Consider the following 21,005-nt stretch of genomic DNA (forward strand, 5'->3'; position numbering starts at 1 on the left):
TTACTTTTTATTTATGGCCCGATTTGCCCAGGGCTTTGGTCACGAGTTGTTCGTAGAGTTCGGCGTAGGGTTCGACCGCCTTGCACCAGTTGAACGGTGCCGCCATGGCGCGGCAACGCATGGCATTGAGCAGGCCGGGGAAGGCAAAAACCTTGAACGCACGGCTCAGCGCTTCCTGATAACTCTCCTCCGTTGATTCGTCGAACAGGAAACCGGTTACGCCGTTTTCAATGGTGTCGGCCAGGCCACCGGTATTGCGAGCCACCGGCAATGAGCCGAAACGCTGGGCGTACATCTGGCTCAGGCCGCAAGGCTCGTAACGCGAAGGCATCAGCAGGAAATCACTGCCGGCGAACATGCGACGGGCGTCGGTTTCATTGAAGCCGATGCGCACGCCGATCTTCCCAGGGAAGCGCAGGGCCAACTCGCGCATGGCTTGTTCTTCTTCCGGCTCACCGCGACCGATGATCGCGATCTGGCCGCCAGAATTGACGATGTATTCGGAAACGGCTTCGGTCAGGTCCAGGCCTTTTTGATAGACCAGCCGCGAGACCACCGCGAACAGCGGGCCTTCGGAGTCTTCCAGGCCGAACAGATCACGCACGTGGGCCGCGTTGACCGCTTTGCCCTCCCAATCGCCGATGGTGAAGGGGCAGAACAGGTGTGGATCAGTGGCCGCGTCCCAGCTTTCATCGATGCCGTTGGGAATGCCGCTAAGCAGACCTTGCTGGGTCTTGGCGGCAAGAAAACCGTCGAGGCCGCAGCCGAAGGCCGGGGTGGTGATTTCCTGGGCGTACGTCGCGCTGACCGTGGTGATATGGCTCGAATAAGCCATGCCAGCCTTGAGGAACGACATCTTGCCGTAGAACTCCATGCCATCCTGTTGCAGGGCGTGAGTGGGAATGCCTAGCTCCGGGCATGAGCCCAGGCTGGTGACGCCCTGGTAGGCCAGGTTATGGATGGTGAACAGCGTCGGGGTGCGTTGTCCACGCCAGTGCATGTAGGCAGGCGCCAGACCGGCAGGCCAGTCATGGGCGTGCACCAGGTCCGGGCACCAGTGAATTTGTGCGAGGTTGGCGGCGATATCGGCGGCCGCCAGGCCCAGTCGGGCGAAACGAATGTGGTTGTCCGGCCAGTCGCGGCCGTTGTTGGCGCCGTAAGGCGAACCTTCGCGCTCGTAAAGTTCAGGGCAGATCAACACGTAAATGACCAGGCCGTCGGGCATGTCCATGCGCCCGACCTTGCAGGGCGGCAATGCGGCGTGACCGCCCAGCTCGCCAATAATATGAATCGGATTTTCGCTGTGCAGCACTTGCGGGTAACCGGGAATCAGCACACGGACATCGTGCAGTTGAGCCATGGCCCGGGGCAGCGCCGCTGAGACGTCGCCCAGCCCGCCGGTCTTCACCAGGTCTGCAATCTCGGAGGTGACGAACAACACTTTCTTTCTGTTGGGATTCTGACTGGCTACCGGTGCCAGCGTCTTGGTGCCAGGGACGCTGATCGATTGGGCACTGGGAGCACTCACGGCGCTCGATTCGCCGACCTGCTGATGAGCACGTTCTCCCTGAATGTCTAAAGCCGCACTGATCATATGAATCTCCTGTGTTGTTGATCTAATTCTAGGTCTGGCACAAGCGGTGTTCATGGCCAATTCCTGTGGCCGGGCGCAAACGCGCCACGCATCGGGAAGCAAACGCTGCCCATGCGCTGAAGCAGAAAGGCCGAAGTGGACGTTGCAAGGATTGCACCAGTCGTAACGCACCTCCCTTTCACCTGACCCGTCACGGTCAGCAAAAGTTTCGACTTTTTTGCCGCTTTGTGACCGACCGGTTTCGTCTCGCGAAAATGAGTCTAGGCCAGAACTTAGAGCGGGGCAGGCCAGATGGCGAAATTGTTCGACAATCTGTTTCAAGAGGGTACGGGCGTAGAGCTTTGAGGGGGAAACGCACCGACGAAGGGCAGGTTTATTTTTGGCGGCGAATCAAAAAGTGACTTGCGAGTCACGAAACCGGGCGGCTTGTAGGTGGGGATTGCACTGTTGTGGTGCGCAGCATTTAGACACAAAATCAGTAACGTCCTTATTCTCCGCAGTCCTGCACAAGTCCCGCTTTTGGCTGAACCACTGCCTTACTGCTCCCCACAATGCCTTGTTATAGTTCGGGCCTCATTTTTGCCCGGTAAAAGGATCACCACCATGTCTCAGTACACAGCGTTCACCGTCGAACTGGCCGATAAAATCGCCCATGTGCAGATCAATCGTCCGGAAAAGATCAATTCGATGAATGCTGCGTTCTGGAGCGAGATCATCGAGATTTTCCAGTGGGTCGACGACACCGAGGAAGTGCGGGTCGTGGTGCTCAGTGGCGCTGGCAAACACTTTTCTTCCGGGATCGACCTGATGATGCTGGCCGGCGTGGCCAATGAACTGGGCAAGGACGTCGGTCGCAACGCTCGCCTGCTGCGACGCAAGATCCTCGCGTTGCAAGCGTCCTTCAACGCCGTCGATAATTGTCGCAAGCCGGTGCTGGCAGCGATTCAGGGATATTGCCTGGGTGGCGCCATCGACCTGATTGCCGCCTGCGACATGCGTTATGCAGCCGAAGACGCGCAGTTCTCGATCAAGGAAATCGACATCGGCATGGCCGCGGACGTTGGCACGCTTCAACGCTTGCCGCGGATCATCGGTGACGGCATGCTGCGTGAACTGGCTTACACTGGTCGCTCTTTCGGTGCCGAAGAAGCGCGTGGCATGGGCCTGGTCAATCGCGTCTACAGCGACACCGCCAGCCTGCTCGAAGGTGTCATGGGCATTGCCCGCGAAATCGCCGGCAAGTCGCCGATCGCGATCACCGGCACTAAAGAGATGATCAGCTACATGCGCGATCATCGTATCGACGACGGCCTCGAATACGTCGCCACCTGGAACGCCGCCATGCTGCAATCGACCGATCTGCGCGTGGCCATGGCCGCCCATATGAGCAAACAGAAACCCGAATTTCTGGATTGATTGAAAAATGACTTCACGCTGGACCACTGCAGTACTGGACACCGAGCAACCTGGCGGCTGGGCCGTGGCGCGCAGCCCCGAGGGCTTTCTGTTCGATGACAATGGCGCCTTGTTCCCGCGCGACTGGCTCAAGCGCCAGGACCTGTCGATTTTCGCCGAACATGGCATCGGCCATCTCGATGGCGAACCGGTCTATCTGCTGGAACTGCGCAGTCACAGCGACGTGCCAGGCTGCAACTGGAAAGGCCTGCGGGCGTTCATGCTCGAGGGGGATCATACGGTTTTCAAGATGCTCGGTTATGCCGCGCAGATCGGCACCTGGGCCCGTGAGCATCGCTTTTGCGGTAACTGCGGGCAGGCGACGAACCAGGTGGTGCGCGAGCGGGCGATGTATTGCGAGCCTTGCGATCTGCGCTATTACCCACGGATTTCGCCCAGCATGATCGTGCTGATCACCCGTGGCGATGAGGTCCTGTTGGCGCGCTCACCGCGGTTTGTCACTGGGGTCTACAGCACGCTGGCCGGGTTTGCCGAGCCGGGTGAATCGGCGGAGGACTGCCTGATTCGCGAGGTCCGCGAAGAGGTGCAGATCGAGGTCAAGAATATTCAGTACATGGGCAGCCAATGCTGGCCGTTCCCGCACTCGATGATGCTCGGCTTTCACGCCGAATACGCCGGGGGCGAGATCGTGTGCCAGGAAGACGAAATCGAAGACGCCCAGTGGTTCAACGTGCACGAGCTGCCGCCGTTGCCGGCGTCACGCTCGATTGCCCGTTATCTGATCGACGTCTACGTGGCGCGACGCTTAGGCCACGCTGAACCAGTGCTGCCAGGCTAACCGCACGGTCAAGCCCAGCACCACGGTGATGAATACCGGACGAATGAACTTCGCGCCGCCGCTGATGGCGGTGCGCGCGCCGAAGAAGGCCCCGACCATCACCGACAGGCCCATGCTCAGGCCGATAATCCAGTCCACTTGCCCGGAAAACACGAACACCGACAGCGCCGCAATATTGCTGACGAAGTTCATGCTGCGTGCCACGCCGCTGGCCTTCACCAAATCGATGGGGTACATCAGCAGACTGCTGACCGTCCAGAACGCGCCAGTGCCGGGGCCGGCCACACCGTCATAAAAGCCGAGGCTGAAGCCTTGGGTCGATTGCCACTTTTTCTTGATCGGTGCGTCGCTGTCCAGCGGCGCTTTTGGCGTACCGCCGAACAACAGGTAAAGGCCGCAGGCAAAAACGATCACGGGGAGCATCTTGTTCAGCCATTCCGCCGGCAGGTAATGCGCGACCACTGCACCGGTCAGCGCGCCGACCAGCGTACCGACGATGGCGTGCGTCCACTGTTTCGGATGGAACAGCTTGCGTCGGTAGAAGGTGAAACTGGCGGTGGCCGAGCCGAAGGTCGAACTGAGTTTGTTGGTGCCCAATACCAGGTGCGGCGGCAGGCCGGCGGTCAGCAGTGCCGGGGTGGTCAACAGACCGCCACCGCCGGCAATCGCATCGATGAAACCGGCAATGAAAGCGACGATGACCAGAATGGCCAGGGTGGTGAGGTCAACACTGAGTTCGAAGGGCATGGAATCGGCTTATTTGGCAGGAAGCAGAATGGGGCTGCTGGGAAGGGCCGGTATCTTACCTACATCCAAACTTTGCGGCGACCCGTCTGGCCCCTTCGCGAGCAAGCCCGCTCCCACATTTGAAATGCATTCTCCTGTGGGAGCGGGCTTGCTCGCGAAGACGTCCGTCCTGACAACCCATTACTTATGCTGGGCCCCATTCCCGATCTGCCACACAAACGGCGGTTCGGTCCCATTGATTGCCCAGTCGCCGACAATCCGCGCCTTGTAGATCACCGGATTGTGCGACGACACGGTCCGCGCATTGCGCCAATGTCGATCCAGAGATTTGCCTTCGCGAATATCCGAAGCGCCCAGGGCATTGAACAGCAGCGTGGTCGCCCGCTGGATCAATTCCGAGACCACCACCTGAGCCTTGGCCGATTCGATTTCCGCCGCCACGTTTGCGGACCGTTCCAGCACCTCATCACCCGAGAACCGTGCCAGATATGCTCGCTGCGCCGGTTGCGCCGCTTTTAATGCGCTGGCCTCGGCCGCATACACCCACGCGGCAATCTCACCCACCACTTGCTGCACCTGCGAATCCTGGCTGACGTGTTGGGCATTGCCATGGCTATAGATGCGTTTGCGTTCGCGCACCTGATGGGACACATCACGCAACGCCGCGCGGCCGATTCCGGCCAGGGTCGCCAGCAACACCAGTTGATAAAACGCCGTCTGGTATTTGAACCGGGTGGCGAAGTCGATGATGTTTTCCGCATCCACTTGCGCATCGATAAACCGCGAGGTGCCGCTGCCTGTGGTGCGCTGGCCAAAACCGTCCCAGTCATCGCTTTGGACGATCCCGGGTTGGCGAGTGCGGACCGCAGCAATCACGTCGCCACCGGTGTCGCTGCGCTGGGCGTAGACGTCGATCCAGTCGGAAAACAGGCTGCCAGTGCTGTAGAACTTTTCTCCGTTGAGCCGCCACTGATCGCCGTGAGGCGAGACCTTAGTGATGACGTCGCCGATCGCCACGCTGCCAATCTCGGTCCAGGCACAGCCGACAATGTCACCGTCGACAAAACGCTTGAACCACAGATCCCGGCCCGGGCCAGGCGCTGCGTTAAGACGATCCTCGGCAAAGGCGAAATGCCCGCGCAACGCCTGAGGCACATTGGAATCGGCTTCGGCCAGCTCGATCAGCAGTTCGAACAACTGTGGCAGAGAAGCACCGCCACCACCGTATTCGATCGGCACCCGCACCGCGCCGAAGCCGGCGTCCTTGAGCCACTGAATCGGCTCATGTGGCAGGCTGCGGGTTTGTTCGCGTTCAACCGCACCGGCGGCAATGCGCTGGAAAATAGGCCGGAACCTGGCGGCCAGCGCTTCGTAGTCAGTGCCGGTGGACAGCGGGTTGATTACCTGGTGTTCAGTCATGGGACAGCTCCTGAGGTCGGCAGTAAAGGCATTGCGTCTGTCAGGAGCGATTGCACGGTCCATGCCGACGCGGGCCGGCCATGGTTTATTGGAGGATGTGGATGTCGGCGTGGCTTGAACTGTTGCTGTGCCAACAGCGCAGCAGCAAATTGCATCAGATACACCCGGATTAATGTGGGAGCGGGCTTGCTCGCGAAGGCGGTGTGTCGGCCAACAAAGATGTTGAAGGTTTAACCGCTTTCGAGAGCAAGCCCGCTCCCACAGGTACTTCGCTCGGCTCAAGACCGTTGTGTCACAAGCCACGATTCAGCGCTGGCACGGTTGCTGCTCTTACCCAAGGACTTCCCTAAAGTCCCGAGGACACGCCAATGAGTCAGCAAGCCGTCAAATTTGCCTACTGGGTGCCGAACGTCAGCGGCGGGCTGGTGGTCAGCAAGATCGAGCAACGCACCCACTGGGGCATCGACTACAACCGCAAGCTGGCGCAACTGGCCGAAGCGGCGGGGTTCGAATACGCCCTGACGCAGATCCGTTTCACCGCCGGTTACGGCGCCGAGTACCAGCACGAGTCGGTCGCCTTCAGCCATGCGCTGCTTGCCGCGACAACCACACTGAAAGTGATCGCCGCGATCCTGCCGGGCCCGTGGCAACCAGCGCTGGCGGCCAAGCAATTGGCGACCATCGACCAGCTGACTAACGGCAGGGTGGCGGTCAACATCGTCAGCGGCTGGTTCAAGGGCGAATTCCTGGCCATCGGCGAGCACTGGCTGGAGCACGATGAGCGTTATCGCCGCTCCGAAGAGTTCATCCGCTCGCTCAAGGGCATCTGGTCCCAGGACAACTTCACCTTTCGCGGTGACTTCTATCGCTTCGACAACTACAGCCTCAAACCCAAACCACTGGGCCAGCCGGAAATCTTCCAGGGCGGCAGTTCCCGCGCAGCCCGAGACATGGCGGCGCGGGTGTCGGACTGGTACTTCACCAACGGCAACACCCCGGAAGGCATCAAGGCGCAAGTCGATGACATTCGCGCCAAGGCTGCGCTGAACAATCATTCGGTGAAGGTCGGGGTGAATGCGTTTGTCATTGCCCGCGACACCGAAGAAGAAGCGCGAGCTGTCTTGGCACAAATCATCGATCAGGCCGATCCGGAAGCCGTGAATGCGTTTGGCGATGCAGCGAAACAGGCGGGCAGGGCATCGCCAGAAGGTGAGGGCAATTGGGCGAAGTCAACATTCGAGGATCTGGTGCAATACAACGATGGCTTCAAGACCAACCTGATCGGCACGCCGCAGCAGATTGCTGAAAGGATCATGGCGCTGAAGGCGGTGGGCGTGGATCTGGTGCTGGCGGGGTTTCTGCACTTTCAGGAAGAGGTGGAGTATTTCGGCACGCGAGTGTTGCCGTTGGTGCGGGAGTTGGAGGCCAGGGCGCAGTTGAAGCAAGCCGCTGCGGTGGCCTGAACCACACAACTCCATTGTGGGAGCGGGTTTGCTCGCGAAGGGGCCTTGAAATTCAACATCAATGTTGACTGGCACACCGCCTTCGCGAGCAAGCCCGGTCCCACATTTTTGATTTATGTGAATTTACAGACCGAGATCAGACAACCCCGGATGATCATCCGGCCGGCGACCCAGCGGCCAGTGGAACTTGCGGTCGCTTTCCTTGATCGGCATGTCGTTGATGCAGGCATACCGGTTGAACATCAGGCCGTTCTCGTCGAACTCCCAGTTTTCGTTGCCGTAGGAGCGGAACCAGTTGCCCGAATCGTCGTGCCATTCGTAGGCATAACGCACGGCGATGCGGGTGTCGGAATGGACCCAGAGTTCTTTGATCAACCGATAATCCAGTTCCTTGGCCCATTTGCGGGTCAGGAAGCCTTTGGCTTCTTCGCGGTTGTTGGCGAACTCGGCACGGTTACGCCATTTGGTGTCCAGGGTGTAGGCCAGGGACACACGTTCCGGGTCGCGTGAGTTCCAGCCGTCTTCGGCCAGGCGAACTTTTTCGATGGCCGATTCACGGGTGAATGGCGGCAATGGCGGACGAACTTCGGCGTTAGACATTTACAGTCTCCCTCTCAAATTAAAGTTCAAGCAAGTTGTCGGGCTTATTTAAAGTGTTACAGGTCCAATAACTTTCGCGCCATGCATTGCGCATTATCGGCGGCACTGTGATCACCCATGACAAGCGCCACGGTAATGGCACCGTCGATCAGGATCAGCAGCTGTTTGGCCAGCGTCTCCGGGTCTTGGGCACCATGTTCGGTACAGAGCTCGCGCACGTAGGCGAGCAGCTTCTGTTTGTGTTCTTTGGCGACCAGGCGGACCGGGTCTTGCGGGTCGCCCGTCTCACCGCTGGTGTTAATGAATGCGCAGCCGCGGAAGCCTTCGGAGGCAAACCAGGACTTGAGCACCGTAAACAGGTTGAGCAGTCGATCCGCCGGGGTTTCGGCCTGGTCGACTTCGCTTCTGTACCAGTGCATCCAGCGCAGGTCGCGGCGTTGCAGGGCCGCGACGGTGAGCTCCTCCTTGTTGGCGAAGTAGCGGTAAATGCTCTTTCTGGAGACGCCGGCGGTTTTCACCAGAAGATCCATGCCGGTGGCTGCGATGCCACTTTTGTAGATCAACTTTTCGGTGACATCCAGAATGATGTCGCGTGTGTCGTTGCTAGTGATTTCGTTCATGAGGCAAACAGTAGAATGATCGTTCTCCTTGGTCAAGTTAATATTTGTGTTGGCTGAAAAATCGCCTTCGCGAGCAAGCCCGCTCCCACATTTGAAATGCGTTCTCCTGTGGGAGCGGGCTTGCTCGCGAAGAGGCCATCACCGACACCGGGAAGACCCAAGGCAATGCATGGTGTAAGCTCTCAAACTCTTCGGATTCGACCCATTGCGAGCCCTATGCCGTCGCTTTTCAAACGCCCTCTGCTGCCCAAACTGCGCAGTTTTCCGCTGACCGCCGATGCCGTCACCATCCTTTCTGGCCCTGCCGAGTTTCGCCGTTGCCTGCTGGAAAAAATCGCCAGCGCCACCCAACGCATCTATATCGTCGCGCTGTACCTGCAACAGGACGAAGCCGGCCAGGACATTCTCGATGCCTTGCACGCGGCCAAACTGGCGCGTCCCGAGCTGGACGTGGTTGTGGTGGTCGACTGGTTGCGTGCCCAGCGCGGCTTGATCGGTGCCGGCAAGCAGCCGGGCAACTCGGCCTGGTATCAGGAAATGACTCGCACCCACGAAAGCGTTGTGCCGGTGTACGGCGTGCCCGTGCAGACCCGCGAGCTGTTTGGCGTCCTGCATTTGAAAGGCTTTGTCATCGACGACTGCGTGATCTACAGCGGTGCGAGCCTGAACAACGTCTATCTGCACAAATTCGACAAGTACCGGTACGACCGCTATCACCTGCTGCACAACCGTGCGCTGGCCGATTCGATGCAGCACCTGATCCAGCACGGCCTGATCGCCTCCAAAGCCGTGCACCGTCTCGATTTACCGAACCTGCCGACCACCCGCAGCCTGCGCAATGACATTGGCGATCTGCGCAGCCGCCTCAAGCACGCGACCTACGACACCACGACGGGCACCACGGCCAAGGGCGGTCTGACGGTCAGCCCATTGCTGGGGGTGGGCAAGAACAATCCATTGAGCCGGGTGATTTGCGAGTTGATCGCCACGACCCAGTATCAACTGACGATCTGCACGCCGTACTTCAACCTGCCGCTGGCGGTGACCCGGGAAATCAACCGGGCCTTGGCGCGGGGGGTGAAGATCGACATCGTGGTCGGCGACAAGACCGCCAACGACTTCTACATCCCGCCGAGCGAGCCGTTCAAGATCATCGCGGCGCTGCCATACCTGTACGAAATCAGCCTGCGACGCTTTGCCAAGCGGCATCATCGCAGCATCGACAGCGGCAAGTTGAACCTGCACCTGTGGAAGGAAGGCGATAACACCTATCACCTCAAGGGGATGTGGATCGATCAGCGCTACACCTTGCTGACCGGCAATAACCTCAATCCGCGGGCGTTCCGTCTGGATCTGGAAAACGCGTTGCTGATCGATGATCCCAAAGGCGAGCTACTCGAGCCGCGGCGCAAAGAGCTGGAGGAGATTTTCCAGCACACCAGCCGCATCGCGCGATATCAGGACCTGGACACACTGTTGGACTACCCGGCGGCGGTGGCCAAGTTTCTCAAGCGCGTCAGCCGCGTGCGGATCGAGCGCTTGCTCTATCGCATTCTTTAAGGCTTAACGCTGGCGCGGAGCCGGCCACAGGGCGACCAGCAACAACAGCGCAGCCGCCATCAGATAGGGCAGACGGGGTTCGATGCCGTAGATCAACGTCGCGGCCAACGGCCCGATGACCACGCCAAACCCTTGAGCGGCACCGATGGAACCCGCAGTGGCGCCTTGCTCCGAGGCCTCCACTGCGTTGGCGGCAAGCGCCGCGAAGGACGGGAAAATCAGGCCCATCCCGCCCGCGGAGACAAAGAAACACAGCCACAAACCCCATGCGGTGTCGGCAAGCATGCTGCCGGCAAATCCTGTCGCCGCCACCAGCGCGCCAGCGCGGATCAACCGCAACGGCGGCCAATCCAGCCGGCGCACCACCAGTTGTGAACAGATCAACGCGAAACCGACCATGGTCAGGGCAATCCCGGCCGTTTGCGCGGCCTCGGCCGGGTTCATGCCGAGTCGGTCGAGGGCGAAGAAGCCGACGGTGATCTGCGCGATGGACACACAGAGCATCGCCACAAACGCCACCGCCATCGGCCGGCGCAGCCGCGGATCGTTCAGGTGAACCTTGCGCGGGGCCTGGCGCAGGTGCAGCTCCTGGCCCTTGAGTTTGAAGCGCAGCACCAGAAACGCCATCAGCGGTAAAAAGGCCATGGCGTAGAACGGCAGGCTCAGGCTGTACCGCGATAGCAAGGCTGCAATCGCCGGGCCGATCACCAGCCCGCAAGCGTTGGCGGCGCCCAGTGCGGCCATGGCCTTGGCGCGGTGTTGTGGTTCAATATTGTCGGCGATCAGTGCATTACAACCCACGGGAATCGCCGCGTAGAAAACCCCGATCAAACCACGCCCGAGCATCAGCCCGACAAACGCCAGCAGCGCCGACGGCAGTAGCCGCAATGACGCGTCGATGAACAGGCACAAGGCCCAATAGGCAAGGGTGAAGCCGCCGGTGCCGAGCAGCAGAATCCGCCGTCGACCGAAGCGGTCACTGGCCTGGCCCCAGGGGCGCGCCAGCACCATCCAGATCACCCCGGACACCGTCACCGCCGCGCCAGCCTGCCAAGTGGCCAGGCCCAATACCCGCGCGATCGGCCCGATCAACGAGACGAACGCCATCATCGCCATGGTGCAGGCCATGTTGGCGATCATCAGGGGGCGCAGGTCGAAAGGGCTGGTTGCGGTGTCTTCCTTGAGCATTGCGGGTCCATCAGTTTGAGTGGGGGTGAGGGATGTTAGCTCAACATGGCATGGTGGAGGTGTGGCTGCTGAGAATGCCTTCGCGAGCAAGCCCGCTCCCACAAGGAACTCCTTTGCTCAGGCGGGCTGCGCTAATATGCCCACCACTCAAACAAGAACAGGGCTTGCAACACTCAATGTCGGAAAAAGACACCATCGCCATTCAACTGGTGCGTGAAGCGCTGTTGCAAAGCTGCGCCCCGGGGGCTGCCACAAACGAAGTGTTGAACAAGGTCGGTATCGACCCCGCGCTGTTGAATACCACCCATGCCCGCGTCCCGGCCACGGCTTATGCTCGCTTGTGGCGTTTACTGGCCCGGCGTCATGACGATGAATTTTTTGGCATGGACCCGCGCAAGCTTAAATCCGGCAGCCTGGCGTTTCTCTGTCGCTGTTCCATGGTCCAGCCGAGCCTGGCTGGCGGCCTGACCTCGGGCCTGAGCTTTCTGTCGTTGATGCTCGAACACCTGCCGGCCCAATTGGTTCGCCAGCAAAGCCTGGCGGAAATCGTTCTGCTGGAGGACGACACGGAGCCGCGTCGCGCCTTCACGTATTTCACTTACTGGATGATTGTTCATGGCGTCGCTTGCTGGCTGGCGGGGCGGCGAATTCCGATCCTGGCCATCGAGTTGCGATGCCCGGCGCCGGATTTTTGTGATGACTACCAGGTGATGTTTTCCGAAAACCTGCGTTTCGACCGCCCGCGTACCCGGATGATTTTTTCCGCCGATTGCCTGGACTTGCCGATCAAGCGCAGCCCTGAAGAACTGAAGCGTTTCCTGGCCCATGCGCCGGCCAATATTCTGGTCAAGTACCGCGACCCGCAGAGCCTGGCCAGCCGGATCAAGCATGATTTACGGCAACTGCCCGCCGAACACTGGCCGGAAACCGAGGCCTTGGCACAGCAGTTGTGCATGTCCGCCTCGACCCTGCGCCGGCGTCTGGCCGAAGAAGGCCAGACTTACCAAGGACTCAAGGACAGCGTGCGCAAGGAACTGGCCATCATCTGGCTCGCCGAGCCGGCCATCAGCTTCGCCGAGATCGCCACACGGCTGGGGTTTGCCGATACCAGTTCGTTTTACAAGGCGTTTCGCAAGTGGTCGGGGTCCAATCCGGGGCATTACCGGAGTTTGATTTTGAATGAGGCTGACTGATCCGGACTTTGTGTTGATTGGTCCGGCCTCTTCGCGAGCAAGCCCGCTCCCACATTGGATTGATGTGAACACACTTTCAATGTGGGAGCGGGCTTGCTCGCGAAGAGGCATTCACAGACGCCACACCTTTCGGATCTTGGCCAAACCAGTCACACAACTTGATAGCTTTGACCATTGTCCCGCACCCCGCGCGGAGCGAGTATTTCCCTGTTAGTTATGGTTCCCCAACCCTAATAAAAATACCGAGGGATTCTAGCAATGCGCGAGTACTTGTCTGCCACGTCACAGTTCAACTATCAGCACACCGTCGACGCTGCACTCGCCGGCGATTTGACTGCCCTCAACGCCTGCGTGGAGTGTTGCGACCGCCACGCGTTGCCGGGTCGCATCGCGTTGTTCTGGGAAGGCCGCGACGGCGCCAGCGCGGCGTACACCTTCAGCGACTTGCAGGACAAGGCGGCGCGCTTCGCCAATTTCCTGCTGGCCCAGGGCGTGAAAAAGGGCGACAAGGTCGCCGGCCTCCTGCCACGCAACATCGAATTGCTCATCACTGTGTTCGCCACTTGGCGCATCGGTGCGGTCTATCAGCCGTTGTTCACCGCCTTCGGCCCCAAAGCCATCGAGCACCGCCTCAGCAGCTCTGGCGCCAAAGTGGTGGTGACTGACGCCGTCAATCGCTCGAAACTCGCTGAAGTCGCCGACTGCCCGACCATCGTCACTGTTGCCGGCCCCAAGGGGCAGGGCATCGTCCGTGGCGATTTCAGTTTCTGGGCCGAACTGGCCAATTACTCCCCCGAGTGCGAACCGGTGCTGCTGACCGGCGAAGACCCGTTCCTGCTGATGTTCACCTCGGGCACCACCGGCCCGTCGAAAGCGCTGTCGGTGCCGCTCAAGGCCATCGTTGCGTTCCAGAGCTACACCCGTGACGCCGTGGACTTGCGCCCCGAAGACGCGTTCTGGAACGTGGCCGATCCGGGCTGGGCCTATGGCATCTATTTCGGCGTCACCGGTCCCATGGCCATGGGGCACCCAATCACCTTTTACGATGGCCCGTTCACCCTCGAAAGCACCTGCCGGGTGATCAACAAATACGGGATCACCAATCTCACCGGGTCACCGACGGCCTATCGCCTGCTGATTGCCGGCGGCGACGAATTCGCCAGGTCGATCAAAGGCAAGCTGCGCATCGTCAGCAGCGCCGGCGAGCCGCTGAACCCGGAAGTGATCCGTTGGTTCGCCGACAACCTCGGTGTGGTCATCCACGACCATTACGGCCAGACCGAACTGGGCATGGTGCTGTGCAATCACCATGCACTGGAACACCCGGTGCATGTCGGCGCCGCCGGTTTTGCCTCGCCGGGCCACCGCATTGTGGTGCTCGACGACGAGTACAAGGAACTGGGCGTCGGCGAGCCCGGCATCCTGGCCATCGACCGCACCCAATCGCCGATGTGCTGGTTCGGTGGCTACGAAGGTGCGCCGACCAAGGCCTTCGTCGGCAACTATTACCTGAGCGGCGACACCGTCGAATGGAACCCTGACGGCAGCATCAGCTTCGTCGGCCGCAGTGACGATGTGATCACCACGTCTGGCTACCGTGTCGGTCCGTTTGACGTCGAAAGCGCATTGATCGAACACCCGGCGGTGGTCGAAGCGGCAGTGGTCGGCAAACCCGATCCGGAACGCACCGAACTGGTGAAAGCCTTCGTCGTGCTCAGCCCGCAATACCGTGCCGAGCCTGAATTGGCCGAAGAGTTGCGCCAACACGTGCGCAAGCGCCTGGCCGCGCACTCGTATCCCCGTGAAATTGAATTTGTCAGCGAGTTGCCGAAAACCCCGAGCGGCAAATTGCAGCGCTTTATCTTGCGCAACCAGGAAATCGCCAAGGCTCAAGAGGCCGCCGCGAAGAACGTTTCAGCTTGAATCCAAGGAATCAATGATGCAGATCGAAAACAAGGTTTTTCTCGTCACCGGCGGTGCGTCCGGCCTCGGTGCCGCCACTGCAGAAATGCTGGTGGCTGCCGGCGCAAAGGTGATGCTGGTGGACATGAATGCCGAAGCCGTCGCGGCCCAGGCTGAACGCCTCGGCGCGCAAAGCGTAGTGGCCGATATCAGCAACGAAGCTGCGGCGGAAGCGGCGGTGCAGGCGACGGTCAAAGCCTTTGGCGGCCTCAACGGTCTGGTGAACTGCGCCGGCATCGTCCGTGGCGAGAAGATCCTCGGCAAGAATGGCCCCCACGTGTTGGCCAATTTCAGTCAGGTGATCAACGTCAACCTGATCGGCAGTTTCAACATGCTGCGTCTGGCGGCTGCGGCCATCGCCGAAACCGAAGCCGATGCTGATGGCGAGCGTGGGGTGATCATCAACACCGCCTCCGCCGCAGCGTATGACGGCCAGATCGGCCAAGCGGCTTACGCGGCCTCCAAAGGCGCGATCGTCAGCCTGACGCTGCCCGCCGCCCGTGAACTGGCGCGCTTCGGCATCCGTGTAATGACCATCGCCCCCGGCATTTTCGAAACCCCGATGATGGCCGGCATGACCCCGGAAGTCCGCGCGTCCCTGGCCGCCGGCGTGCCATTCCCGCCGCGTCTGGGCAAACCAGGCGAGTATGCCGGGCTGGTCAGGCATATCATTGAAAACAGCATGCTCAACGGCGAGGTGATCCGTCTCGACGGTGCCTTGCGCATGGCCGCCAAGTAAGGAGGATTTGTCATGACTATTGCCAACGATCCAATCGTTATCGTCAGTGCCGTCCGCACCCCGATGGGCGGTTTCCAGGGCGAACTGAAAAGCCTGACCGCGCCGCAACTGGGCGCTGCCGCGATTCGCGCAGCGGTTGAACGCGCCGGTATTGCGCCGGATGCAGTTGAAGAAGTGCTGTTCGGCTGCGTATTGCCCGCAGGTCTGGGTCAGGCCCCGGCACGTCAGGCTGCCCTTGGCGCCGGGCTGGATAAATCCACCCGCTGCACCACCCTGAACAAGATGTGCGGCTCGGGTATGGAAGCTGCGATTCTCGCTCACGACATGCTGGTTGCCGGCAGCGCCGACGTGGTGGTCGCGGGCGGCATGGAAAGCATGTCCAACGCGCCGTACCTGCTGGACCGTGCTCGCAGCGGTTACCGCATGGGCCACGGCCGGGTACTCGATTCGATGTTCCTCGACGGTCTGGAAGACGCTTACGACAAGGGCCGCTTGATGGGCACCTTCGCCGAGGATTGCGCCGAAACCAACGGCTTCACCCGCGAAGCCCAGGACGCGTTTGCCATCGCCTCGACCACCCGCGCGCAGCAAGCGATCAAGGACGGCAGCTTCAAAGACGAGATCGTGCCGCTGACCGTAACCGTCGGCAAAGAGCAGGTGCTGATCAGCCACGACGAACAGCCGCCGAAAGCCAAGTTGGACAAGATCGCGTCGCTGAAACCGGCGTTCCGCGAGGGCGGCACCGTCACGGCGGCGAACTCCAGTTCGATCTCCGATGGCGCGGCGGCACTGGTATTGATGCGCCGTTCGGAAGCGGAAAAGCGCGGTCTGAAACCGCTGGCCGTGATTCACGGTCACGCCGCGTTTGCTGATACCCCAGGCTTGTTCCCGGTGGCACCGGTTGGCGCGATCAAGAAACTGATGAAGAAAACCGGCTGGTCCCTGGATGAAGTTGATCTGGTCGAAGTCAACGAGGCTTTTGCGGTGGTCAGCCTGGTCACCATGACCAAACTGGAAATCCCCCACGAGAAGATCAACGTGCACGGCGGTGCTTGCGCCCTGGGCCACCCGATTGGCGCGTCCGGCGCGCGGATCCTGGTGACCCTGCTCTCGGCCCTGCGCCAGAAAGGCCTGAAACGCGGCGTTGCAGCCATCTGCATCGGCGGCGGTGAAGCCACGGCGATGGCCGTGGAGTGCCTGTACTAAGGCTAATGGTGCGCGACCTGTGTGGGAGCGGGCTTGCTCGCGAAGGGCCGTGTCAGTCGACCTAAATGTTGAATGACACACCGTCTTCGCGAGCAAGCCCGCTCCCACAGGTCCTGCGTTTTAACCGACGGCTTAATTTTAAGGATTTGGCATGATTCCCAATGACGAACAACTTCAGATCAGCGACGCGGCCCGGCAGTTTGCCCAGGAACGGCTGAAACCGTTCGCCGCCGAGTGGGACCGCGAGCACCGCTTCCCCAAGGAAGCCATCGGCGAAATGGCCGAGCTGGGCTTCTTCGGCATGTTGGTGCCGGAGCAGTGGGGCGGTTGCGACACCGGTTACCTGGCTTATGCCATGGCCCTGGAAGAAATCGCCGCCGGCGACGGTTCCTGCTCGACCATCATGAGCGTGCACAACTCGGTGGGTTGCGTGCCGATCCTCAAGTACGGCACCGACGATCAGAAAGAGCGCTTCCTCAAGCCGCTGGCCAGCGGCGCGATGCTCGGCGCCTTTGCGCTGACTGAACCCCAGGCCGGCTCCGACGCCAGCGGTCTGAAGACCCGAGCCAAACTGAACGGCGATCACTATGTGCTCAACGGCTGCAAGCAGTTCATCACCTCCGGGCAGAACGCCGGGGTGGTGATTGTGTTCGCAGTCACTGATCCAGCCGCCGGCAAACGTGGCATCAGCGCGTTCATCGTGCCGACCGATTCGCCGGGCTACAAAGTCGCGCGGGTCGAAGACAAACTCGGCCAGCATGCGTCCGACACCTGCCAGATTCTGTTCGAGGACGTGAAAGTCCCGCTGGCCAATCGGTTGGGCGAGGAGGGCGAAGGCTACCGAATTGCCTTGGCCAACCTCGAAGGCGGTCGTGTCGGCATCGCTTCGCAATCCGTGGGCATGGCCCGTGCCGCGTTCGAAGCGGCCCGTGATTACGCCCGAGAGCGCGAAAGCTTCGGCAAGCCGATCATCGAACACCAGGCGGTCGCGTTCCGTCTGGCGGACATGGCGACCCAGATCGCCGTGGCCCGGCAGATGGTGCATTACGCTGCGGCCCTGCGTGACAGCGGCAAGCCGGCATTGGTCGAAGCGTCGATGGCCAAGCTGTTCGCCTCGGAAATGGCCGAGAAGGTTTGCTCCTCGGCGTTGCAAACCCTCGGCGGTTACGGATACTTGAACGATTTCCCGCTGGAGCGGATCTACCGCGACGTGCGTGTCTGCCAGATCTACGAAGGCACCAGCGATATTCAGCGCATGGTTATTTCGCGCAATCTTTGAGAAGGAACGTACTTGTGAGCTACGAAACGATTTTGCTGGAAACCCATGGCCGCGTCGGCCTGATTACCCTCAACCGTCCGCAAGCCTTGAACGCGTTGAACGCGCAGATCGTCAGCGAACTGAACCACGCCCTCGATGGCCTGGAAGCCGATTCCAATATCGGCTGCATCGTGCTGACCGGCTCGAAAAAAGCCTTCGCCGCCGGTGCGGACATCAAGGAAATGGCCGAGCTGACCTACCCGCAAATCTACCTCGACGACCTGTTCAGCGACAGCGATCGCGTGGCCAACCGTCGCAAGCCGATCATTGCGGCGGTCAACGGGTTCGCCTTGGGCGGTGGCTGTGAACTGGCGTTGATGTGCGACTTCATCCTGGCCGGTGACAACGCCAAGTTCGGTCAACCGGAAATCAACCTCGGCGTACTGCCAGGCATGGGCGGCACCCAGCGCCTGACTCGTGCCGTAGGCAAGGCCAAGGCCATGGAAATGTGCCTGAGCGGGCGTTTGATTGACGCGGTGGAAGCGGAACGTTGCGGGATTGTGGCGCGGATTGTTCCGGCGGATGAACTGCTGGAAGAGGCGTTGAAAGTCGCGGCGTTGATCGCCAAGAAGTCGTTGCCGATTGCGATGATGGTCAAGGAAAGCGTGAATCGCGCATTCGAAGTGAGCCTGTCGGAAGGTGTGCGGTTTGAACGTCGGGTGTTCCATGCGGCGTTTGCGACGCAGGATCAGAAGGAAGGGATGGCGGCGTTTGTTGCCAAGCGTGAGGCGCAGTTCCAAGGCAAGTGATGTAGCGTTCTTGCGGGTGCTTTCGCGAGCAAGCCCGCTCCCACATTTGATCTCCGGTGTTCATGAGATCCATTGTGGGAGCGGGCTTGCTCGCGAAGCTTTTAAGGCTTCATACCAGGTAATGCTTGAGTTCCCGGGCAATCACCATCCGCTGTATCTCGCTCGACCCTTCGTAAATCTGCGTAATCCGCGCATCCCGGTAATACCGCTCCACCGGGTAATCCTCGAGATACCCGTACCCACCGTGGATCTGCATCGCCGACGAACACACTTTCTCGGCCATCTCCGAGGCAAACAGCTTGGCCTGTGAGGCCTCCGACAGACACGGCTTGCCCGCGCTGCGCAACCGTGCGGCATGCAGGATCAGCAGTCGTGCCGCGTTCAGGCGGGTGTGCATGTCTGCCAGCATATTGGCGATGCTCTGGTGCTCGATGATCGGCTTGTCGAACTGCACCCGATCCCGGGAGTAGGCCAACGCTGCTTCAAACGCTGCACGAGCAATACCCAATGCTTGCGCCGCGATGCCGATGCGGCCGCCTTCGAGGTTGGACAAGGCAATCGCCAGGCCTTTGCCGCGATCACCCAGCAGATTGGCTTCGGGAACGGTGCAGTTGCTCAAGGTCACCGCGCAGGTGTCGGATGCGCGGATGCCCATCTTGTGTTCGGTGCGGTCGACGATGAAACCTGCCGTGTCCGTCGGCACCAGGAAGGCCGAGATGCCTTTTTTGCCCAGATCCGGATCGGTCACCGCAAACACGATCGCCAATTTCGCCCGTTTGCCGTTGCTGACGAATTGTTTGGCGCCGTTGATGACCCACTGGCCGTCACGCAGTTCGGCACGGGTACGCAGGTTGTGGGCTTCGGAACCGGCCTGGGGTTCGGTCAGGCAGAAGCAGCCAATGGCCTGACCGCTGGCCAAATCTGGCAACCAGGTCTGTTTCTGTTCTTCGGTGCCGTAGTTGAGCACCGGCCCGCATCCCACGGAGTTGTGGATGCTCATCAGCGCGCCCGTGGCGCCGTCACCGGCGGAAATCTCTTCCACCGCCAGGGCGTAGGCGACGTAATCGACATAGGTGCCGCCCCATTCCTCGGGCACTACCATGCCCAGCAGGCCCAGTTCGCCCATCTTCGCCACCAGACCGTCGTCGATCCAGCCAGCTTTTTCCCAAGCCTGGGCGTGGGGTGCGATTTCACCGCGGGCGAAGTCCCGGGCCATGTCGCGGATCATGACTTGCTCTTCGCTCAATTCGATATCGTGCATGGCTCAGTTCCCGCTCTGGTCAAACCCGGTGAAGAAACTCGCGACGTGCTCGGCGTCCAGCGCCTGCAAGGTCGGCGGGTTCCAGCGCGGGCTCTTGTCTTTGTCGATCAGCAAGGCGCGCACGCCTTCGATCAGGTCGCCGCGCTCGAACCACTGACGGTCCAGGTGCAGCTCAAGGGCGAAGCAGTCTTCCAGACTCAAGTGGCGACCGCGTCGCAGCATTTCCAGGGTCACCCCCATGGCCAGCGGGGAGCGGGTTTCCAGCAGGTCGGCGGTGGTCGTGGCCCACTCATGGCTGTCGGCGACGGTGACTTCACGCAGTTGCTCAACAATACTCGCCACGTCGGGCAGGGCGAAGAAGTGATCGATGGCCGGACGCAGCGCTTTTAAGGGCGCATCGGGCAGTTGTTGCACGGCGAGCTTCGCCAGCAGGCCTTGCAGGTCCTTGAGCGGTGTCTCGTGCCATTGCAGCTGATCGAGTTGCTCGTCGAGGACGCCCAGTTTTTCGCTTTCCAGGTACCAGTCGGCCAGACCGCAATAGAGCGCATCGGCGGCGCGGATCTGCACGCCGCTGACGCCGAGGTAGATCCCCAGTTCACCGGGTACGCGCGGCAGGAAGTGGCTGCCACCGACATCCGGGAAATAACCGATGGCCACTTCCGGCATTGCCAGACGGCTTTTCTCGGTGACCACCCGCAAGTCCGCGCCTTGCACCAGGCCCATGCCACCGCCCAGGACAAAACCGTCCATCAGCGCCAGGAGCGGTTTGCGGTAGTGGTGAATCGCGAGGTCGAGGGCGTATTCCTCGACGAAGAAATCTTCGTGCAGCGTGTCGCCGTTTTTGAAGCTGTCATACAGCGAGCGAATGTCGCCGCCGGCACAAAAGGCTTTCTCACCAGCACCGCGTAACACCACCGCGTGCACCTGCGAATCTTCAGCCCAGGCATCGAGCTGACGCTGCAACTGGCGGACCATGTCCAGGGTAATGGCGTTGAGGCCGGCGGGGCGATTGAGGGTCAGGTGACCGATGTGGTTGCGAACCTCGGCCAGCACTTCGTTTTGCGTGGCATCCATGGACTGGGTCCGCGGAGAAGAAACCTGAGCAGTCATCACTAACTCCCTGCTTTTATTG

General features: G+C 60.7%; 18 protein-coding genes. 10 read left to right on the forward strand and 8 right to left on the reverse strand.

The genetic code is table 11. The features are described 5' to 3' along the window. Nucleotides 1-7 precede the first annotated feature (7 nt). Nucleotides 8-1,594 (reverse strand): glycogen synthase GlgA, encoded by a 1,587-nt coding sequence (glgA, locus tag ACA055_RS13995; RefSeq protein WP_497684178.1) that lies wholly within the window; start codon nucleotides 1,592-1,594, stop codon nucleotides 8-10. 603 nt (nucleotides 1,595-2,197) lie between these two features. On the opposite strand from glgA, the gene ACA055_RS14000 reads away from it, so the two are divergent. Both ACA055_RS14000 and nudC read left to right on the forward strand, forming a co-directional pair. Continuing rightward, on the forward strand, nucleotides 2,198-3,010 hold the full coding sequence (locus ACA055_RS14000) for a crotonase/enoyl-CoA hydratase family protein (RefSeq protein WP_497684179.1): 813 nt from the start codon (nucleotides 2,198-2,200) through the stop codon (nucleotides 3,008-3,010). A gap of 7 nt (nucleotides 3,011-3,017) precedes the next feature. Beyond that, complete coding sequence (gene nudC, locus ACA055_RS14005) at nucleotides 3,018-3,848, forward strand: NAD(+) diphosphatase (protein WP_497684180.1); 831 nt, start codon at nucleotides 3,018-3,020, stop codon at nucleotides 3,846-3,848. On the opposite strand, the gene ACA055_RS14010 is transcribed toward nudC, so the two are convergent. Together ACA055_RS14010 and ACA055_RS14015 are read right to left on the reverse strand one after the other, a co-directional pair. Then, complete coding sequence (locus tag ACA055_RS14010; protein ID WP_497684181.1) at nucleotides 3,816-4,595, reverse strand: TSUP family transporter; 780 nt, start codon at nucleotides 4,593-4,595, stop codon at nucleotides 3,816-3,818. The genes nudC and ACA055_RS14010 overlap by 33 nt on opposite strands. A gap of 180 nt (nucleotides 4,596-4,775) precedes the next feature. Beyond that, on the reverse strand, nucleotides 4,776-6,014 hold the full coding sequence (locus tag ACA055_RS14015) for an acyl-CoA dehydrogenase family protein (protein ID WP_497684182.1): 1,239 nt from the start codon (nucleotides 6,012-6,014) through the stop codon (nucleotides 4,776-4,778). A gap of 368 nt (nucleotides 6,015-6,382) precedes the next feature. Here ACA055_RS14015 and sfnG point away from each other — a divergent pair, with 368 nt between their 5' ends. Continuing rightward, entirely contained in the window at nucleotides 6,383-7,477 is a 1,095-nt protein-coding gene (gene sfnG / locus ACA055_RS14020; RefSeq protein WP_497684183.1) for a dimethylsulfone monooxygenase SfnG, read from the forward strand. 123 nt (nucleotides 7,478-7,600) lie between these two features. On the opposite strand, the gene ACA055_RS14025 is transcribed toward sfnG, so the two are convergent. Then, on the reverse strand, nucleotides 7,601-8,077 hold the full coding sequence (locus ACA055_RS14025) for a nuclear transport factor 2 family protein (protein WP_497684184.1): 477 nt from the start codon (nucleotides 8,075-8,077) through the stop codon (nucleotides 7,601-7,603). A gap of 56 nt (nucleotides 8,078-8,133) precedes the next feature. Then, entirely contained in the window at nucleotides 8,134-8,697 is a 564-nt protein-coding gene (locus ACA055_RS14030; protein WP_497684185.1) for a TetR/AcrR family transcriptional regulator, read from the reverse strand. A gap of 216 nt (nucleotides 8,698-8,913) precedes the next feature. Between ACA055_RS14030 and pssA the strand changes: the two genes are divergently transcribed. Beyond that, nucleotides 8,914-10,257, forward strand: coding sequence for a CDP-diacylglycerol--serine O-phosphatidyltransferase (gene pssA / locus ACA055_RS14035; RefSeq protein ID WP_497684186.1), 1,344 nt, complete (start codon nucleotides 8,914-8,916; stop codon nucleotides 10,255-10,257). Nucleotides 10,258-10,260: 3 nt separating this feature from the next. On the opposite strand, the gene ACA055_RS14040 is transcribed toward pssA, so the two are convergent. Then, the gene (locus tag ACA055_RS14040; protein WP_497684187.1) at nucleotides 10,261-11,445 is read right to left on the reverse strand and encodes an MFS transporter; all 1,185 of its coding nucleotides are present in this window, start codon (nucleotides 11,443-11,445) and stop codon (nucleotides 10,261-10,263) included. A 176-nt stretch (nucleotides 11,446-11,621) separates the two neighbouring features. Here ACA055_RS14040 and ACA055_RS14045 point away from each other — a divergent pair, with 176 nt between their 5' ends. From ACA055_RS14045 to ACA055_RS14070, 6 genes are all read left to right on the forward strand, one after another. Then, complete coding sequence (locus ACA055_RS14045; protein ID WP_497684409.1) at nucleotides 11,622-12,638, forward strand: AraC family transcriptional regulator; 1,017 nt, start codon at nucleotides 11,622-11,624, stop codon at nucleotides 12,636-12,638. Between the two features lie 258 nt (nucleotides 12,639-12,896). Next, nucleotides 12,897-14,561, forward strand: coding sequence for an AMP-binding protein (locus ACA055_RS14050; protein ID WP_497684188.1), 1,665 nt, complete (start codon nucleotides 12,897-12,899; stop codon nucleotides 14,559-14,561). Nucleotides 14,562-14,577: 16 nt separating this feature from the next. Next, a complete protein-coding gene (locus ACA055_RS14055) occupies nucleotides 14,578-15,339 on the forward strand; it encodes an SDR family NAD(P)-dependent oxidoreductase (protein WP_033054749.1) in 762 nt (253 codons plus the stop codon). Nucleotides 15,340-15,351: 12 nt separating this feature from the next. After that, the gene (locus tag ACA055_RS14060) at nucleotides 15,352-16,545 is read left to right on the forward strand and encodes an acetyl-CoA C-acyltransferase (RefSeq protein WP_497684189.1); all 1,194 of its coding nucleotides are present in this window, start codon (nucleotides 15,352-15,354) and stop codon (nucleotides 16,543-16,545) included. Between the two features lie 151 nt (nucleotides 16,546-16,696). Then, nucleotides 16,697-17,824: an acyl-CoA dehydrogenase gene (locus ACA055_RS14065; protein WP_497684190.1), complete on the forward strand. Its 1,128-nt coding sequence runs from the start codon at nucleotides 16,697-16,699 to the stop codon at nucleotides 17,822-17,824. A gap of 14 nt (nucleotides 17,825-17,838) precedes the next feature. Beyond that, complete coding sequence (locus tag ACA055_RS14070; RefSeq protein WP_497684191.1) at nucleotides 17,839-18,612, forward strand: enoyl-CoA hydratase; 774 nt, start codon at nucleotides 17,839-17,841, stop codon at nucleotides 18,610-18,612. A gap of 109 nt (nucleotides 18,613-18,721) precedes the next feature. Here ACA055_RS14070 and ACA055_RS14075 read toward each other — a convergent pair whose 3' ends face one another. After that, entirely contained in the window at nucleotides 18,722-19,873 is a 1,152-nt protein-coding gene (locus ACA055_RS14075; RefSeq protein WP_497684192.1) for an acyl-CoA dehydrogenase family protein, read from the reverse strand. Between the two features lie 3 nt (nucleotides 19,874-19,876). Further along, entirely contained in the window at nucleotides 19,877-20,983 is a 1,107-nt protein-coding gene (locus tag ACA055_RS14080; protein ID WP_497684193.1) for an enoyl-CoA hydratase/isomerase family protein, read from the reverse strand. Between the last annotated feature and the right edge of the window lie 22 nt (nucleotides 20,984-21,005).

Source organism: Pseudomonas sp. LBUM1657 (assembly GCF_059716075.1).

Bases quoted from the DNA above. Each gene is read 5' to 3' on its own strand.
- glgA (WP_497684178.1), bottom strand. From the start codon at position 1,594: ATGATCAGTGCGGCTTTAGACATTCAGGGAGAACGTGCTCATCAGCAG.
- ACA055_RS14000 (WP_497684179.1), top strand. From the start codon at position 2,198: ATGTCTCAGTACACAGCGTTCACCGTCGAACTGGCCGATAAAATCGCC.
- nudC (WP_497684180.1), top strand. From the start codon at position 3,018: ATGACTTCACGCTGGACCACTGCAGTACTGGACACCGAGCAACCTGGC.
- ACA055_RS14010 (WP_497684181.1), bottom strand. From the start codon at position 4,595: ATGCCCTTCGAACTCAGTGTTGACCTCACCACCCTGGCCATTCTGGTC.
- ACA055_RS14015 (WP_497684182.1), bottom strand. From the start codon at position 6,014: ATGACTGAACACCAGGTAATCAACCCGCTGTCCACCGGCACTGACTAC.
- sfnG (WP_497684183.1), top strand. From the start codon at position 6,383: ATGAGTCAGCAAGCCGTCAAATTTGCCTACTGGGTGCCGAACGTCAGC.
- ACA055_RS14025 (WP_497684184.1), bottom strand. From the start codon at position 8,077: ATGTCTAACGCCGAAGTTCGTCCGCCATTGCCGCCATTCACCCGTGAA.
- ACA055_RS14030 (WP_497684185.1), bottom strand. From the start codon at position 8,697: ATGAACGAAATCACTAGCAACGACACACGCGACATCATTCTGGATGTC.
- pssA (WP_497684186.1), top strand. From the start codon at position 8,914: ATGCCGTCGCTTTTCAAACGCCCTCTGCTGCCCAAACTGCGCAGTTTT.
- ACA055_RS14040 (WP_497684187.1), bottom strand. From the start codon at position 11,445: ATGCTCAAGGAAGACACCGCAACCAGCCCTTTCGACCTGCGCCCCCTG.
- ACA055_RS14045 (WP_497684409.1), top strand. From the start codon at position 11,622: ATGTCGGAAAAAGACACCATCGCCATTCAACTGGTGCGTGAAGCGCTG.
- ACA055_RS14050 (WP_497684188.1), top strand. From the start codon at position 12,897: ATGCGCGAGTACTTGTCTGCCACGTCACAGTTCAACTATCAGCACACC.
- ACA055_RS14055 (WP_033054749.1), top strand. From the start codon at position 14,578: ATGCAGATCGAAAACAAGGTTTTTCTCGTCACCGGCGGTGCGTCCGGC.
- ACA055_RS14060 (WP_497684189.1), top strand. From the start codon at position 15,352: ATGACTATTGCCAACGATCCAATCGTTATCGTCAGTGCCGTCCGCACC.
- ACA055_RS14065 (WP_497684190.1), top strand. From the start codon at position 16,697: ATGATTCCCAATGACGAACAACTTCAGATCAGCGACGCGGCCCGGCAG.
- ACA055_RS14075 (WP_497684192.1), bottom strand. From the start codon at position 19,873: ATGCACGATATCGAATTGAGCGAAGAGCAAGTCATGATCCGCGACATG.
- ACA055_RS14080 (WP_497684193.1), bottom strand. From the start codon at position 20,983: ATGACTGCTCAGGTTTCTTCTCCGCGGACCCAGTCCATGGATGCCACG.